The following is a 16,759-nucleotide window of genomic DNA, read 5'->3' on the forward strand; positions in this document are numbered from 1 at the left end:
CCTAAAGTATATCAAATTCGGGATATTCATTCCTGAATAAAAACAGATGGAAGTCATTAATGCGCGTATTTCTGATAATCTTAGCTTTGTTTACAAGCTTGGGTCTTGCTCAAATGGCGAAAGCTGCACCGGTGGATGCAGGAAATGCTGTAGTGGATGTTATTTCGGAAAGAGAAAGCATCGCCCCCGGAGACAGGTTTCTCGCTGCATTGAAGCTAGATATCGATGAAGGTTGGCATGTCTATTGGCGAAATGCCGGAGACGCGGGTATTGCTCCAAGTATAAATTGGGAATTTACGAGTGGGGCGACGACTGGCGAATTTATTTGGCCTGCGCCGCATACAATCCCTTTAGAAACATTGATGAATTATGGGTATGAGGATCAACTCATATTGCCGTTTGAGGTTATTGCGCCAGATAATCTGGAAGTTGGTGATAGCTTAATCATGGCTGGGAAGACTGAGTATCAAATCTGTTTAGATGTTTGTATTTGGGAAAACGCAGATATCGAATTGACTATTCCAGTAACTGAAATGCCCGAGCCAAATGTCGATAATGGTTCTCTTATCGCAGGCGCAATTGAAACAAGCGCTGTTGAAATTTCAGGTTCTGCATCAACTGTTGTAGACGGTGATGTACTTCGTTTGTCTGTTGCTGATGATGCACTGCGTTCTGCATTGGAAGATGCAAAAAAAGCGCGCTTTTATCCATACGAACATGAGATTGAACATTTCCCAGAGCAACCAATTCGAGTTGGTGAAAATGGGGCTGTATTTGATTTGACACTGTCATCTCTGACCGAGAAAAAGCCCATGCCAATCGCGGGAATAATCGCAGTTGAATACAAGAATGCGCCAACTAAAGCTTTTAAAATTGAAGCGGTAGCCGGTGATGTTCTTGCGGGAACTGATAGCGCGCCTGCGCTCATGCAAAAAGCAGAAGAAGTGGTTGTTCAAGCTGGGTTTGGACAAATTCTAACGTGGTTAGCATTGGCTTTTTTAGGCGGATTGATTCTGAATTTGATGCCATGCGTGCTGCCTGTGTTGACTATTAAAGCCAATGGACTGGCTCATGCGGCTCAACAGGGAGAAGGGCATCTAAAGTCTCACGGGCTTGCTTATCTTGCCGGTGTGTTGGTGTGTTTCATCGGAATTGGTATCGCACTTCTAATATTGCGTGCAGCTGGTGAACAGGCTGGGTTGGGCTTTCAACTGCAATACCCCCCAATGGTTCTTGGTTTGTCACTGCTTATGTATATCGTTGGATTGAACCTTCTTGGCGTGTTCGAGATCGGATCATCTGTGATGGGTGTTGGGTCAGGACTAGCAAATAAAACGGGCATGGCGGGGGCATTTTTCACTGGATTACTCGCCGCAGTGGTTGGTGCACCGTGTGTGGGGCCTTTGTTGGCAGCATCATTAGGTGCTGTGGTGAGCCAACCAGCATGGATTGTAATGTTGTTCTTGCTTGTAATGGGCGCGGGTCTTGCAGCGCCCTTTGTACTGCTTTCTTTCATTCCAGGGTTGGCGAAATCCATGCCTAAGCCAGGTGGCTGGATGGATTTAGTGAAGCAGGTGCTAGCTTTCCCAATGTTCCTGACAGCTATTTGGTTGCTATGGGTATTTGCCGGACAAAAAGGTGTTGACGCAGCTATTCTTGTTCTGACAGCAGCCGTTGTTATTGGGTTTGCTCTTTGGATGTTTGCGCGTCCCAATGCAAATGGAACGGTGAAAGGAATTGCTGGGGCATTATTGTTGGTATCTTTTGTTGCTCCATTTTTCATGACGAGCGGATCAGCAGCGGCGTATGAAAGCGCGACAAGCACTGTGACGACTAAGTCTGGTATTGAAGTCAAAACAGGTGATTGGTCACCAGATTATGTTGAAGAACTCCGCGCAGCAGGCACGCCAATATTTGTTGATTTCACTGCGCGATGGTGTGTGACTTGTCAGGTGAACAAACGAACTGCACTCAATACTGATAAAGTACGAAGCGCATTTGCTGAGCATGGTGTTGTTTTTCTGACCGCAGATTGGACAAATCGGAATAAACTTATCGCCGATGAGTTAGCTCGCCATAAACGTGCCGGAGTTCCATTGTATCTTTATTATCCGCCAGTAGGGGATGTAGAGATTCTACCTCAAATTCTCTCTGCGGGATTGGTCGCAAAAACTGTCTCAAGATAAGAATGCGACAAATTAGCGAGACGATGCTCAGCCTATTTTCATTTTTTTGAACTAGTGTATGAGCGTCGTTCGAATTTTGGAATGGCACCGTAGAGTACGATCAATGGGTATTTTAAAAATGGACTTACTAACTGTCGGTCTAAGCCGCTGGGTAGGCTTATTTGCAGCCTCGTCGTTGACGTTGGGAGCTATATTCGCGGGATTAGGTGTAGCCTAATTTTGTACTTGTTCGTTATTCGATCGAACAGGATCCAATTGTAGAATTATGCGTGACAGCTGGTGCGTGCCCTTCAAATGTACGTGCGGTCGCTTCAGAAACCATGATGGCATCATCTAACATTGTGATTAATCGTTTCAGAGCATTTGCCTGATCTGCGCCTGTTTCAGCTATTGAGATTGCGGAAAGTTGATCGCCGGTCTCTTTTGCCATTCCTCTGAAAATACACTGAAAATCTTCCGGGCCATTGATCTCTTTTATTTCGCGAGAAAGTCTTGCTGCACTAATACCGAAACGCTGTAGTTCATTCACAAATTGGTCAGATATCTCAGGCGCATTTAAATTGGGGTAGTGTAGAGCTTTAGCTTGTTCATCTTTTGCTGACTGCAGAAGTTCAGCGGCAGACACTCCAAAAACACGAGCTTCATGTGCATCTGCAAATGCTGGAACAGAAGTCATCGCCATGGCAATTGCGGCTAGCATTGGTTTAAAGGCTTTTAGCGGTGAATATAGTTTCATGAGCTTAATGTTGTGGTTTGATTTACAGTAACGAAATCTTCTTGCCACAATGAATATGAATATTACGCAAATACGCAGGATTCTTGCCCATTGAGTTGCCCTGCAGCAATCATTAGGTTAGGCCACCTCTACATGATTTTCATGAAGAAATCACGTTTAATAGAAATGGCTACTTAAAACCTATGTCGACAAAAGAAAACACACCAGAAAACGCTGCAATTGCATCAACTGAAACCGTTCGTCCAGAAGCTCGCAAACCACGCGGCTTTCAAGACAAGCGCGCACATTTGATTGCAACTGAGCGCCATTTGGTCGACAAGGTATCTGAAGTCTATTCAAAATGGGGCTTTGAAGCCCTTGATACTGGTCCATTTGAGTATGTGGATGCGCTCGGAAAGTTTTTGCCTGATACAGATCGTCCGAATGAAGGTGTGTTTGCACTAGAAGATGACGACGATCAGTGGATGGCGCTTCGCTATGATCACACTGCGCCATTGGCGCGCTTTGTAGCTGAGAATTGGAACAATATTCCAAAACCATTTCGTCGTTATTCAGCAGGTCCAGTATACCGCAATGAAAAGCCGGGGCCGTTCCGGTTCCGTGAGTTTATTCAATGTGACGCTGATGCCGTTGGTGCATCTGGTCCAGCAGCGGATGCCGAAATGATTGCGATTGCTTCTGAGGCGATGCAAGCATGTGGTGCGGCTGTAGGGGATTATGCCATTCGTGTGAATACCCGCCAATTGCTTGATGGTGTTATGCAAGCCGCAGATGTGACAGACCCAAATAAACGTCTGATAGTTTTACGTGCGCTTGATAAGATGGATCGTCTCGGCGTTGAGGGGGTGAGTGAGTTATTGGGCGGTGGCCGCAAAGATGAAAGCGGAGATTTCACTGAAGGCGCAGGGCTAAGTTCTGCATCCATTGATACATTACTTCAATTCGCGCAGGCAGGCCGCGATACGCGTTCTGAAACACTCGAAGCTCTTGCCGCAATTGCCAACAAAAATGAAGTTGGAACTCAAGGTTTAGAAGATCTTGCTGCCATTCACAGCATACTAAACGGGCTGGGTGTGACAGATCAAATGGCAACTTTTGATCCTGCAATTGTTCGTGGATTGGAGTACTATACCGGCCCTGTTTTTGAAGCTGAGCTGCTTAAAGAGTTTAAAGATGAAAAAGGGCGTTTGATGCGCTTTGGATCTGTAGGCGGCGGTGGTCGTTATGACGATCTTATCGCACGTTTTACCGGTGATTTAGTACCAGCAACTGGTTTTTCAGTTGGGATTTCACGTCTTGCTGCAGTTTTGGCCGCCGAAAACGAGAGTGAAAACAAAGCAGACGGTCCCGTTGTCGTGTTAGCTTTGCAACGTGAACACATGGCAGACTATTGCTCGCTTGCGGCACAATTGCGCGCAATCGGTGTGAAAGCGGAAGTTTATCTTGGTACTTCAGGCATGAAAGCTCAGATGAAATATGCAAATCGTCGTAAAGCGCCTGCAGTTGTCATCGTAGGCAATCAAGAACGCGAAAGCGGCAAGGTCACTGTAAAAGACCTAGTGGCGGGCGCAAAAGCTGCAGAAAACATTTCAGATAATGCGGAATGGCGTGAAACACGTCCGGGTCAGTTTGAAGCAACTCGCGATGATTTCGCTGCCAAAATTAAGGCCGTAGTGGAGGCTAACAACGCATGAAGACGAGACGAGTCATAGAAATGGCTAGTGCGATTGAAGCTAGCTTATCAAAAGCTGCGTCCAATAAAGGGGCGCAGTTAATTCAGCCGGCAAATATTTTGCCAGCATCAATATTGCTGGAACTGACAGGGGAAAGCGTAAGGGGACGCTTGTGCAGCTTCACAGCTCCAGACGGAGAAGAATATTGTATGCGCCCAGACATGACTGCGCCAATCGCTTTGGAGGTTGCGCGGGGTAATTTAGATGCAAAGCGGTATTTGTATTCCGGCGCTGTGTATCGATTTCCTCAAGCTGGATCGGGCGACGAGATTGAATTTGATCAAATCGGCTTTGAGTGGTTTGCTAAAAAGGGTGGTTCGAAAGAAGAGGCTGAGGGAGTTGCATTAACGCTCGATACTTTAGCATCAACTGGCGTGTCAGATGCTGAGCTGCGTTTTGGTGATAGTGCTTTGTTTTTCGCACTCATCGATGCTCTAAAATTGAAGGCTCCGTGGCCCGATCGATTGCGTAAGGCATTTAATCGTAAACGAGGGCCTCGGGAACTCATGCAATCTGCTGAAGGAGCTGCGCAACGTTCACCCCTTGCATCTGCGTTGAGCGGCTTAAGCGAAAAGGAAGCGTGTGAAGCTGTTGAGGAAGTGTTCGCCGTTTCTGGAATTTCTGCAGTTGGTGGACGAACCGCTGATGATGTTGCGCGCCGTTTACGTTCACTATCTAAATTTGATGGTGAAGAGATAAATGATAAAGCAAAAACTGCGATCAATGCATTTTTAGATATCAAAATGCCTGCACGAAAAGCTATTGATGAAATCGCGAATATTGCAAAATTGGCGGGTATAAAATTGGATGATGCTTTGAGCGCTTATGCAGAACGTTTGGATATGCTTGAGGGGCTTGGTGCGCCAATGGCGAGCAGCGCAGTATTTGATGCAGAGTTTGGTCGTCGATTTGATTATTACGATGGGCTGGTGTTCAAAGTTACCCATGAAAAGTTAGGTAAATCACTCCCATTGGCGACTGGTGGTCGTTATGACGGATTGGTGGCGAGTTTATCCGGTGGGAAGGTTTCAACCAAAGCATTTGGTGTTGCACTTCGTGCCGATCGTGTTTGCAACGTATTAGATGGGGAGGGGAATTAATGAGTAAATTAGTCCTCGCAATTCCTTCTAAAGGCCGCTTGAAGGAGCAAACTGATAAATACTTTGCGGAAGCTGGTTTCAAATTAAAGCAAATCGGTGGTGATCGCGCCTACAAAGCAGAGCTAAAAGGCGTGGAAGGTGTGGAAATGCGCCTCATGTCGGCAAGTGAAATTGCCCGCGGAGTTTTGAATGGCGAAATCCACCTTGGTGTAACAGGGGAAGATTTGCTGCGGGAGAAAGCTCCCCGCAAAATGGAAGATGATGTGCATCTTCTAAAAGCACTAGGTTTTGGGCACGCCAATTTGATTGTTGCTGCTCCCCAAAGCTGGATTGATGTTGAGACTATGGCTGATCTTGATGAGGTCGGTGCTCAGTATCAGGAAAAAAATGGCCGCAGGATGCGAGTGGCAACAAAGTATTTAAGGCTCGCTCGAGAGTTTTTTACGCAAAAAGGGGTTGGTCACTATCGCATTGTTGAAAGTGCGGGGGCAACTGAAGGAGCTCCTGCCGCTGGAAGTGCCGAACTTATTGTTGATATTACTTCCACTGGATCGACCTTGGTGGCCAATGGATTGAAAATCATTGCAGACGGTCAGATCTTGGCATCGGAAGCTCAATTGGCAGCGAGCAAAAACGCTGACTGGAATGAAGAGACATTGGGTACTTTAAGAGCACTGTTAGACAATATCGAAGCAAGGCAGCGTGCAAAGGAGCTATGCTCTGTAAAATTTCACGGCAGTATCGGCGAATCTGCATTGCAAGACATTTTCAGTATGAGAGGAGCTCGAGTTTTTCCGAATGGGGAGGCGTATTGCCCTCAACAAGATGTTCAGAATGTGTCGCGAAGGCTTGCCCAGGCGGGAGCAGCGCCTGTTAGTGTTCAAAAATTAGATTATATATTTGAACCTGAAAACGTTGTTTTTGATAGTTTTTTTAAGGGTATCACGTAGGGGAAGACTGAATTCCAAAGTTTTTTTAATAAAAAAGGTCAAATTATGTTGACGCCCATGCAATTTTGAACAATAAAGTATGCATAACCGCAATGCGGTTGCGTTTCGGGGAGGAAACGTTCTTAGAAGACCCTGACAAAGGCGGTGAGCATAGTACTCACCGCCCTTTTTTTGTGCAAAATTCAATGATTAAAACTTATGCAAGGTTAACAGGCTTGTTGGAGGTGTTAATTCTTGACTAGTCGACCATGTGTTTTTTGGTAAGCCGATAGCATTGATTAACCAATTTGATCTATTCCTTACGATATTTGGTGTGTTTTTGAGGAAATATTGTGAAAATTTTTGCGAACTGGTCGATTTCAAAGAAAATCCCAATACTCGTCGCTTTTACTGCTGCAGTGTCTATCATTTCTGTAGGGATGATGAGTTATTTAAAAATTGCAGAGGAATTGAGGGCAGCTAATGGAGACTCATTGAGTGCTCTGACCGAAGCGCGCCAATCTCAGCTTGAGGGGTATTTGAATGGTATCAAGGAAGACCTTGTAACTGTGGCCGCTTCAGAACAAGCTGTCAGTGCTGTAAAAGAATTTACTGTTGCATTCGATGAATTAGGTGCTGGTGCCGAAGCCAGATTGAAAGACGAATACATCGATTCAAATCCTTACCCATTAGGTGAGAAATTAGAACTGATGCGCGGATCTTCGCAAACTTCATATAATGAGTTGCACGCTCGTTTTCACCCTTGGTTTAAACAATTTCTTGAAGCACGTGATTATTATGATGTCTTTTTATTCTCTCCCAAAGGTGACCTAGTTTATTCTGTATTTAAGGAAAATGACTTCGCAACCAATATGTATACAGGTGAGTGGAAAAACACTGATTTAGCTGCCGTGTTCACAAGCGCTGTTCGCGAACCTAGCAATGGAAGTATAGCATTTAAAGACTTTGCGCCTTATGCACCTAGTAATAATGTTCCCGCTAGCTTCATTTCAACTCCGATAATCGAGAATGGTGCTGTTCGCGGTGTGTTAGTATTCCAAATGCCTATCGCACGCTTGAATGGTATTATGCAATCAACAGCAGGAATGGGAGAGTCCGGAGAAACTTACCTTGTAGGTATGGATCACCTGATGAGAAGTGATTCTCGTTTTACGGAAGAATCTTCGATTCTTGAAGTTAAGATTGAATCTGCAACAGCAAAAGCAGCGTTGGCTGGAAGATCAGGTGTTGAAACAATCAAAGATTACCGCGGTGTTCCAGTGTTATCTTCATATCGTCCATTTGTATTTGAAAACACAACTTGGGCAATTTTGGGTGAAAAAGACATCGCTGAAATCAACAGACCCGTCATCGCATTGAGAAATCAAGTGCTGTTGTTTGGCCTTGTTGTGCTGGGTGTTGTATGTGCAATTGGCTTCCTAGCGGCACGTAGTGTTTCCGTGCCATTATCAGCAATTACGTCTGCGATGACAAAACTTGCTGACAATGAGATGGATACAAAAATCCCGGGCACAGAACGCAAAGAAGAAGTGGGGGCTATAGCGCGTAGTCTTCAGGTGTTTAAAGAAAACATGATTGAGTCCGATAAACTCCGCAAAAGGCAAAGACAAGCAGAAAAAAGAGCAGCTGCTGAAAAGGCTGCAACAATGCGTGATTTAGCAGATCAATTTGAAAGTGCTGTTGGGGATGTTGTGCGTGTGGTTGCGTCCGCCAGTAATGGTTTGAGTGAAGCTTCATTGTTGATGTCTCAAAATACAGAGAGAACCAAACAGAAAGCAATTTCAGTGTCTTCCGCTTCTGAACAGGCTGCTTCTAATGTGCAGACTGTTGCCGCTGCTGCTGAAGAGTTGAATGCTTCTGTGAGTGAAATTCGTCGTCAGGTAGATGAATCGAGTGAAATTGCACAGCATTCAGTTCATGAAGCTCAGGCGACGAACAATGATGTTAAAGGTTTGGCTGAGGCTGCTACTGCTATTGGGAATGTTGTTCTCATTATTCAAGACATTGCCAACCAAACAAATCTATTGGCGCTGAACGCTACTATTGAGGCCGCGCGTGCGGGTGAAGCAGGAAAAGGCTTCGCAGTTGTGGCATCAGAAGTAAAAATTCTCGCCGACCAGACAGCAAAAGCAACTGAAGACATTTCAAACCAAATTAACACAATTCAAACTGCAACTGATCAATCTGTTGCGAGGATTGATGGCATTGGGAAAACAATCCAAAAAATGTTTGATATTTCAAATAGCATTTCCGCAGCTATTGAAGAACAATCCAGTGCAACATTAGAAATTGCCAAGAGCATTCAGGAAGCCTCAAGCGGTACGCAAATGGTGTCTGGAAATATTGGTGAAGTGAGTGTTGCAGCTACTGAAACTGGACAGGCTGCAGATCGAGTGCGAGATGCAACTGATGAGATGGCATCCCAAACAACGGTATTGAATGCCGAGGTAGAGAACTTCTTGAAAAAAGTTCGTTCAGCTTAGGTTTTTATGAAATTTAGAATGAAAAAAGACGTGCAAGAGATTGCACGTCTTTTTTGTATTTAGGAGTACGCTTTCTATACGAGACTCTTTTCAAACAAGGAGAGCATCTGCGCCCATGCGGCTTCAGACTTTTCTTTGTCATAGCTCGGCATGTCAGGCGGAACCCACCCATGCATTGCGCCTTCATAAACTTTGACTTCAGCATCTAGTTTATTCGCGGAAAATAGCTCGATCAGTTTGCCTTGCTCTTCAGGGCGTTTTTCATGATCATCCGCCGCAGTTGCTATCAATACATCAGCTTTGATTTTAGGGATAACCAAGTGTGCACTCGTTTCTTTCTCAGTAATGAGTGCACCGCTGTGGAATGTTCCTACAGCGCGGATACGCTCTGGTGCAGTTGCAGCAGTAAACAGCGTGAATGGACCACTCATACAATAGCCAACCGTGCCGATACCTTTGCTGGTATCCACAGCGCTTTGTTCATCCAACCACGAGACAAAAGCTTTGCTGTCTGTTCTCACCGTATCAGGGCTCAATGAGCGCGCGAGCGGACGTAAAATATCCCAAACACCATCGCTTTGTAGCGTCATGCCTTCGGGAAGAGGTTGGCCTTTGAGGTTGCGGTAATATGGGTTGACCACGAGCACGGAATAACCCGATTTAGCCAAGCGTTTTCCCATTGCACGAAATGCAGGACGAAGCCCGACAATGTCTGGCCACATGATAACAGCAGCGTGAGAGCCTTGTGTAGGGTGGACCCAATAACAATCTGCTTCACCGTCGGTAGTTTTAATGGTGATGTCTCGCTCTGTCACATCCAGGCTTGTTGCTGTGCTATTTGTGGCATCATCAGCGACAGATGAACAAGCTGCAAGAGCAACAAAAGCGGCAGCGCTACTTGTTGTAAATATTCGGCGGCTTATGCCATTTCGTTTTTGATGTTCGGTAAACTCTTTACTCGTGTGTTCATCGCACATGGTGGTGCTCCCGTTTTGCGCATTCAACAGCTGATACAAACAGCAAAGCAATTGCTTTCAGGGAAGGCAAGATGAAACAAGACTGCTAACGCGAATGTGAAGGGGGCTTAGTTCAGTCCTGTTGGTCATACCCGACGACCAAAGGGCGTCAGGGGATCCATCTCCAATTGTTTCAAAGCGATGCCGTGTTGCAATTTTGGGAGTTGGATCCCCTGATGAGCAAGCTCATCGGGGATGACAGGTAGGAGATTGGTTAGCTGCGTTTCAAATCAGAGACTGAGTCATCCCAAACTTGATTTGGGATCTACTTTGCATTTAGGGCTGGCTTTTAGATAGAAAAGAAATGGGTGCCGTTTCCATCGATTTTGCAATATCCTACAAGCTAGTCTCAATTGATGAGTGGATCCCGAGTCGAGCTCGGGATGACAACGGAGTATGTTGTGGTTTAGCCTAATCTAGGCGAAGGGGGGGGATTATGACTGAAGAAAATTCCAAATCAGAGAGCAAGAATTGGCCAATTATATGGGCGATTTGTGCTGTGTTTATTGTTTTGCTGGTCTGTGGATTGAATTGGTATTTTCTACAAAATGGCGACGAGAACCGTGGAACATTTGGAGATATGTTTGGTGTGTCCAATGCTATTTTCTCCGGGCTAGCGCTTGCTGGTTTGATTTACGCGATCATTCAACAGCAAGAGCAATTGAGCATTGCTAGAGAAGATTTAGAGCGCACTAAAAGTCTTTCACAAGAGCAATCTGATCATATTCGGAAACAGAATGAATTAGCGTTGAAGAGAGATGCCGAAAGTACATTTTTTCAAATGTTGTCCACTATTGATACAATAGAGGCGGGATTAAAATTTCATACGAGGTTTGGTGGTGATTTAACACAAGTTGAAGGTGCTAATGCATTAGACAATGTCTATGATCGTTCGAGTTGTCACTCGATAAATTTGAATACGTTTGATTGGAAGATTAGCGGAGAAATTGATATCTTGCCATTAATGCAGATTTTGGCGAGTTCGGTATTATATGCGGATGAAAATTTCAAAGGAAATACCAAGTTTGTTGATTTATGCAGTGCAACTGCAAGTCAAAACAAATTGGTGTTGTTTGGGCTATACGCATTATGGGATAAAAATGAGCATTTGATTGAAATTATAGAAAAAACACATTTTCTAAAGAGGCTTCCAGAAACAGGGGACAATTACATTAAGTATGTTAGAAAACATTTCTCAGTTGAAGCTTTCGAATGCAAATAATCAAAAAACCGGCCTCCAATTAAGGAGACCGGTTTCTTTTTGTCTGGTTAGACGTTGGTTAGCGTTGAGCTTAGAAGCCCATTCCGCCGCCCATGCCGCCCATTCCACCCATGCCGCCCATGTCAGGCATTGCAGGAGCAGCAGATGCTTCAGTTGGTGCATCTGTGATAGCCGCTTCAGTTGTGATGATCAAAGAAGCGATAGAAGCAGCGTTCTGTAGTGAAGAACGAACAACTTTCGCAGGGTCGATGATACCTGACTCAACTAGGTCTGTGTACTCTTCTTTCTGAGCGTCAAATCCGTAAGAGATTGCTTTTTCAGAAAGAATTGAGTTCACAACAACAGAACCTTCAACACCAGCGTTTTCAACGATCTGACGTAGAGGAGCTTGAAGAGCTTTTGTTACGATGTCGATACCAGCTTGTTCGTCATCGTTCGCGCCTTTTACTTTCAATGAAGAAGAAGCACGAAGAAGAGCTGTACCACCACCTGGGACGATACCTTCTTCAACAGCAGCACGTGTCGCGTTTAGTGCATCATCAACACGGTCTTTACGTTCTTTAACTTCAACTTCAGTTGCACCACCAACTTTGATCACTGCAACACCACCAGCTAGCTTAGCTAGGCGCTCTTGTAGTTTCTCTTTGTCGTACTCAGAAGATGTGTTTTCGATTTGCGCGCGGATTTGAGCTACGCGGCCTTCGATGTCTGTTTTAGCGCCAGCACCATCAACGATCACTGTGTCGTCTTTAGTGATAGAAACGCGCTTAGCTGTACCAAGCATTTCAAGAGAAACGTTCTCCAGCTTGATGCCTAGGTCTTCAGAAATCACTGTACCACCAGTTAGAACAGAGATGTCTTCAAGCATTGCTTTACGACGGTCACCGAAACCAGGAGCTTTAACAGCAGCGATTTTCAAGCCACCGCGAAGTTTGTTTACAACAAGTGTTGCAAGAGCTTCACCTTCGATGTCTTCAGCGATGATAAGAAGAGGCTTACCAGATTGAACAACAGCTTCAAGAATTGGAAGCATTGGCTGTAGTGAAGTAAGTTTTGACTCGTGAAGAAGAATGAATGGGTCTTCTAGTTGAGTTGTCATTTTTTCAGCGTCAGTGATGAAGTATGGTGATAGGTAACCACGGTCAAACTGCATACCTTCAACAACGTCTAGCTCTGTGTCCAAAGCTTTAGCTTCTTCAACAGTGATAACACCTTCATTGCCAACTTTTTCCATCGCTTGAGCGATCATGTCACCAATTTCGTTCTCACCGTTTGCTGAGATAGAACCAACTTGAGCGATCTCTTGGTTAGTTTTCACTTTCTTAGAGTTCTTCTCAAGTGTAGCAACAACTTCAGCAACTGCTTTGTCGATACCGCGCTTAAGATCCATTGGGTTCATGCCAGCAGCAACGCGCTTCATGCCTTCGCGAACGATTGCTTGAGCAAGAACTGTTGCTGTTGTTGTACCGTCACCAGCTACATCGTTTGCTTTAGATGCAACTTCGCGCACCATTTGAGCACCCATGTTCTGGAACTTGTTTTCTAGTTCGATTTCTTTAGCAACAGTCACACCATCTTTTGTTGTGCGAGGTGCGCCGAAAGACTTATCGATAACAACGTTACGGCCTTTAGGACCAAGTGTTACTTTTACAGCGTTAGCAAGAATGTCGACACCTTCGAGCATTTCGTTGCGAGCTTCTGAACCGAAGTGTACTAGCTTAGCAGCCATGTTCGTATTCCTTTAATTTGAAAAATTGGAAAATCTGAAAGTAGAAAAAGAGAGTAGGGAGCCAAATGGCTGCGCGTCTTACTCAACGATTCCCATGATGTCAGATTCTTTCATGATGATTAGCTCTTCGCCATCAACAGTAACTTCTGTACCGCCCCATTTAGCGAAAAGAACGCGGTCACCAGGCTTAACTTCAAGAGCTACACGCTCGTTGTCGTCACCGATAGCACCGTTACCAACAGCAACGATTTCACCTTCTTGAGGCTTTTCTTTTGCTGTGTCTGGGATGATGATCCCGCCTTTAGTCTTAGCTTCTTCTTCTACGCGACGTACAAGAACGCGGTCGTGAAGTGGACGAAATGCCATAATGAGACCTCTTTCAATTAAGGTTGCAAATTCTAAATTCGTCAGGCTGACCACTTGTGCTGATTTTAGCACTCAGCACGAGTGGCTGCTAACGATGTTTGGCAGTTAAGAGCTATGAGTGCTAACGTCAAGAAGGACACTTCAAAAAAAAATGTGAAGATACTGAAATCTTATTTTCGGCGGTATTGAACAAATCCGCTTTCATTGGCGTATTTATCATACAGTCTGCGTGCTGGATTGTCTGCTTGGGTGGCCCAATAAACGCGATCCAATTGTTTTTCATCAGCAAAATCATAGACGGCTTTTATCAACTCTGAGCCTGTGCCTTTGCCGCGAATATTTGGATCAACAAACAGGTCTTCCAGATATGCATATCCATTTTTTGCCCATGTAGATCTTTGGAGAAGGACATGCGCAAATCCGATCAGCTTCCCGTTTTCATAAGCGCCGAAAGCATACATCGGCTCTAGCGGATCATGTAGTCTGTTCCACGTGAGGTTGGTGATATCATCAGGTAATTCTGATTTGTAAAACTCAAGATATCCGTTCCACAAAATTTGCCATTGATTGCGGTCGTCTGGATTTAAAAACTGAATGTGCAATTGAAAATTCCATTTCGGAAAGGAGAATTTAAAAGCGGAGCGAGCGACTATAATCGCTCAGCATGCCAGCGCAGATGGTCTTCCATGAAACTGGAAATGAAATAATAGGAATGATCATATCCAGCATGCATCCGCAGCGTGAGTTTCTGGCCAACTTTTTCACAGGCTGTCTGCAATAGTTCCGGCTTGAGTTGGTCTTGTAGGAAGTTATCTGCAATACCCTGATCAATCAGCATATCGGGCAATCGGGCACCATCTTCTATCAATGCACAAGCATCATATTCGCGCCACGCATCGCGGTTTGGTCCAATATAACCTGTCAGGGCTTTCTCACCCCAAGGGCAATTTAGCGGCGAAACGATAGGCGAGAATGCCGACACAGCTTTATATATGCTTGGATTGCGTAAGCCGATTGTCAGCGCGCCATGACCACCCATTGAATGACCCATTATGCCTTGACGATTTAGGTCGACCGGGAAATTGGTAGCGACGAGCTCAGGCAATTCTTTTTCAATATAATCCCGCATTTTATAATGCTGATCAAAAGGGGTTTGCGTCGCGTTGACGTAAAAACCAGCACCCAGACCAAAATCATATGCGGCATCTGTATCATCAGACACACCTTCACCACGCGGAGAGGTATCTGGTGCTACAAAGATGACGCCCAGTTTGGCGCAAGCTTTACGAAACTCGCCTTTCTCAGTGACGTTGGCATGTGTGCATGTGAGCCCAGATAGATACCAGATGACAGGCAGTTTTGTACCGTCTTCATGATCGGGCACAAACACAGAGAATGTCATCTCCGTGCCCGTGCTGGATGATGCATGGGAGACAACATGTTGCGTGCCACTATGTGCACGGTTTGTGGAGATTGTTTGAAGTGACATTTATAAATCCATGTCCCGTAGTATGTTTACTGTAGCGATTGCACGCATTTTTGATTTAGATAACACAGCTGCAGAGATCCTATGTTGATATAGAATTGGAGATGAGATTAGTAGATCAATTATAGACCAACAAGATAACAGTTGGGCAGGTAAACCGTTGAGGGCATGACTCCAGCCTTGAGGTATGAAGTGTATGAATTCATTCCTCAAATCGATTAAGTAAAAGCAATTTTTATGATCTTCATTAGTCCAAGATTGGCTAAAGTCAGTTGTGGTTTCTTTCGTTTTTTGGACGCGTTCCAACAGGTCTTTCGAGCTAGCTAGTCGCTTTTTAGGGTAATTTTCGGACCAATCTGAGTTATGCCAATCACAGACTTTCATTTGTGATTTATTGTCTAGAACACTGGTTCCTGTCGAATCGTGACCGTCTAGTTGATAAATGCATGCTGATTGCAAGGCCAGAACTGACCCGATGATCGCCCATCGAACAGATGCACTATCATTTGGGAAGCGGCTTATATGCTCGTGAGTGAATTCAATGGCATCATGTAATTCTATGTAACTATCAGTACGAAACCAAGCATAGCTATCTGATGTCACCTAAAACACCACTACAGACCGGATAGACTTGCCTTCATGCATTAGGTCAAAGGCTTTATTGATGTCTTCGAGGCCAAAAGTGTGGGTGATCATTGGGTCGATCTCGATCTTGCCGTCCATATACCAATCAACGATTTTTGGCACATCCGTACGGCCTTTGGCACCACCAAAGGCGGTACCTTTCCAGACACGGCCTGTGACGAGTTGGAAAGGGCGGGTGGATATCTCTTTTCCAGCTTCTGCAACACCGATGATGATGCTTTCACCCCAGCCACGATGACAGGCTTCCAGCGCTTGGCGCATCACTTCAGTATTACCTGTACAGTCGAATGTGTAATCTGCACCGCCATCTGTCAGGTCTACGAGATGAGGAACAATGTCGCCTTCAATTTCTTTGGGGTTTACAAAATGGGTCATGCCGAATTTTCGGCCCCATTCCTCTTTGTCGTTATTTATGTCGACCCCAATGATTTTATCAGCCCCTACCATACGCGCGCCTTGGATCACGTTGAGGCCGATACCACCAAGGCCGAAGACAACAACATTATCGCCAACTTGAACTTTGGCTGTGTTAGTGACTGCTCCCACACCGGTCGTCACGCCACATCCGATATAGCAGGCCTTATCAAATGGCGCGTCATCGCGGATTTTAGCGACAGCGATCTCTGGCAATACTGTGTAGTTTGAGAAAGTGGAGCAGCCCATATAGTGGTAGACTGTTTGGCCTTTATAAGAGAAACGCGACGTTCCATCAGGCATGAGGCCTTGGCCTTGAGTATTGCGGATGGCCGTACATAAATTGGTTTTCCCAGAAAGGCATGACTTACACTGGCGACATTCTGGTGTGTAAAGCGGAATAACATGATCGCCAGGTTGAACGGTGGTTACGCCAGCGCCAACTTCGCGGACAATTCCTGCGCCTTCATGCCCAAGGATAGAAGGGAAGATTCCTTCCGAATCCAACCCATCTAAGGTGTAAGCATCTGTGTGGCAGATGCCTGTCGCCATAACCTCGATGAGAACTTCGCCAGCCTTTGGGCCTTCAAGATCAAGCTCAACAATTTCAAGAGGTTTCTTTGCTTCAAAAGCAACTGCCGCGCGCGTTTTCATGAAGGCTCCAATTCGCAGATAAGTTGTGGCGATTTTTAA

14 protein-coding genes are annotated in these 16,759 nt (G+C 45.2%); 6 read left to right on the forward strand and 8 right to left on the reverse strand.

Annotation, left to right across the window (positions count from 1 at the left end):
- Positions 1-59 precede the first annotated feature (59 nt).
- The gene (locus F551_RS0113755; RefSeq protein WP_018998099.1) at positions 60-2,186 is read left to right on the forward strand and encodes a protein-disulfide reductase DsbD family protein; all 2,127 of its coding nucleotides are present in this window, start codon (positions 60-62) and stop codon (positions 2,184-2,186) included.
- Positions 2,187-2,418: 232 nt separating this feature from the next.
- Here the strand turns inward: F551_RS0113755 and F551_RS0113760 are convergent, their stop codons facing one another.
- Positions 2,419-2,922: a hypothetical protein gene (locus tag F551_RS0113760; protein ID WP_018998100.1), complete on the reverse strand. Its 504-nt coding sequence runs from the start codon at positions 2,920-2,922 to the stop codon at positions 2,419-2,421.
- A gap of 182 nt (positions 2,923-3,104) precedes the next feature.
- Between F551_RS0113760 and hisS the strand changes: the two genes are divergently transcribed.
- The 4 genes from hisS (at position 3,105) to F551_RS0113785 (ending at position 9,188) form a co-directional block, all read left to right on the forward strand.
- Positions 3,105-4,616 carry a histidine--tRNA ligase gene (hisS, locus tag F551_RS0113765; protein ID WP_018998101.1) on the forward strand — a complete coding sequence of 504 codons (1,512 nt, stop codon included), beginning with the start codon at positions 3,105-3,107 and terminating at the stop codon, positions 4,614-4,616.
- On the forward strand, positions 4,613-5,755 hold the full coding sequence (locus tag F551_RS0113770; protein WP_018998102.1) for an ATP phosphoribosyltransferase regulatory subunit: 1,143 nt from the start codon (positions 4,613-4,615) through the stop codon (positions 5,753-5,755). Before hisS ends, F551_RS0113770 begins: the two co-directional genes overlap by 4 nt.
- Positions 5,755-6,705 (forward strand): ATP phosphoribosyltransferase, encoded by a 951-nt coding sequence (gene hisG, locus F551_RS0113775; RefSeq protein WP_018998103.1) that lies wholly within the window; start codon positions 5,755-5,757, stop codon positions 6,703-6,705. The genes F551_RS0113770 and hisG overlap by 1 nt, the downstream gene beginning before the upstream one ends.
- 332 nt (positions 6,706-7,037) lie before the next feature.
- Positions 7,038-9,188 carry a methyl-accepting chemotaxis protein gene (locus F551_RS0113785; protein ID WP_018998105.1) on the forward strand — a complete coding sequence of 717 codons (2,151 nt, stop codon included), beginning with the start codon at positions 7,038-7,040 and terminating at the stop codon, positions 9,186-9,188.
- A 74-nt stretch (positions 9,189-9,262) separates the two neighbouring features.
- Here F551_RS0113785 and F551_RS0113790 read toward each other — a convergent pair whose 3' ends face one another.
- Positions 9,263-10,165: a dienelactone hydrolase family protein gene (locus F551_RS0113790; protein ID WP_018998106.1), complete on the reverse strand. Its 903-nt coding sequence runs from the start codon at positions 10,163-10,165 to the stop codon at positions 9,263-9,265.
- A gap of 475 nt (positions 10,166-10,640) precedes the next feature.
- Between F551_RS0113790 and F551_RS17210 the strand changes: the two genes are divergently transcribed.
- Complete coding sequence (locus F551_RS17210) at positions 10,641-11,426, forward strand: hypothetical protein (RefSeq protein ID WP_018998107.1); 786 nt, start codon at positions 10,641-10,643, stop codon at positions 11,424-11,426.
- 70 nt (positions 11,427-11,496) lie between these two features.
- On the opposite strand, the gene groL is transcribed toward F551_RS17210, so the two are convergent.
- The 6 genes from groL to F551_RS0113825 form a co-directional block, all read right to left on the reverse strand.
- Positions 11,497-13,155 (reverse strand): chaperonin GroEL, encoded by a 1,659-nt coding sequence (gene groL / locus F551_RS0113800; RefSeq protein ID WP_018998108.1) that lies wholly within the window; start codon positions 13,153-13,155, stop codon positions 11,497-11,499.
- 78 nt (positions 13,156-13,233) lie between these two features.
- Positions 13,234-13,521 carry a co-chaperone GroES gene (gene groES / locus F551_RS0113805; RefSeq protein ID WP_018998109.1) on the reverse strand — a complete coding sequence of 96 codons (288 nt, stop codon included), beginning with the start codon at positions 13,519-13,521 and terminating at the stop codon, positions 13,234-13,236.
- A 170-nt stretch (positions 13,522-13,691) separates the two neighbouring features.
- Positions 13,692-14,123 (reverse strand): GNAT family N-acetyltransferase, encoded by a 432-nt coding sequence (locus F551_RS0113810; RefSeq protein WP_018998110.1) that lies wholly within the window; start codon positions 14,121-14,123, stop codon positions 13,692-13,694.
- 47 nt (positions 14,124-14,170) lie between these two features.
- On the reverse strand, positions 14,171-15,010 hold the full coding sequence (gene fghA, locus F551_RS0113815; RefSeq protein ID WP_018998111.1) for an S-formylglutathione hydrolase: 840 nt from the start codon (positions 15,008-15,010) through the stop codon (positions 14,171-14,173).
- On the reverse strand, positions 15,011-15,610 hold the full coding sequence (locus F551_RS0113820; RefSeq protein WP_018998112.1) for a hypothetical protein: 600 nt from the start codon (positions 15,608-15,610) through the stop codon (positions 15,011-15,013). It abuts the gene before it with no gap.
- Positions 15,611-16,720, reverse strand: coding sequence for an S-(hydroxymethyl)glutathione dehydrogenase/class III alcohol dehydrogenase (locus F551_RS0113825; RefSeq protein ID WP_018998113.1), 1,110 nt, complete (start codon positions 16,718-16,720; stop codon positions 15,611-15,613).
- Positions 16,721-16,759 lie beyond the last annotated feature (39 nt).

It is taken from the genome of Hirschia maritima DSM 19733 (genome assembly GCF_000378345.1).
GTDB lineage: Bacteria > Pseudomonadota > Alphaproteobacteria > Caulobacterales > Hyphomonadaceae > Hirschia > Hirschia maritima.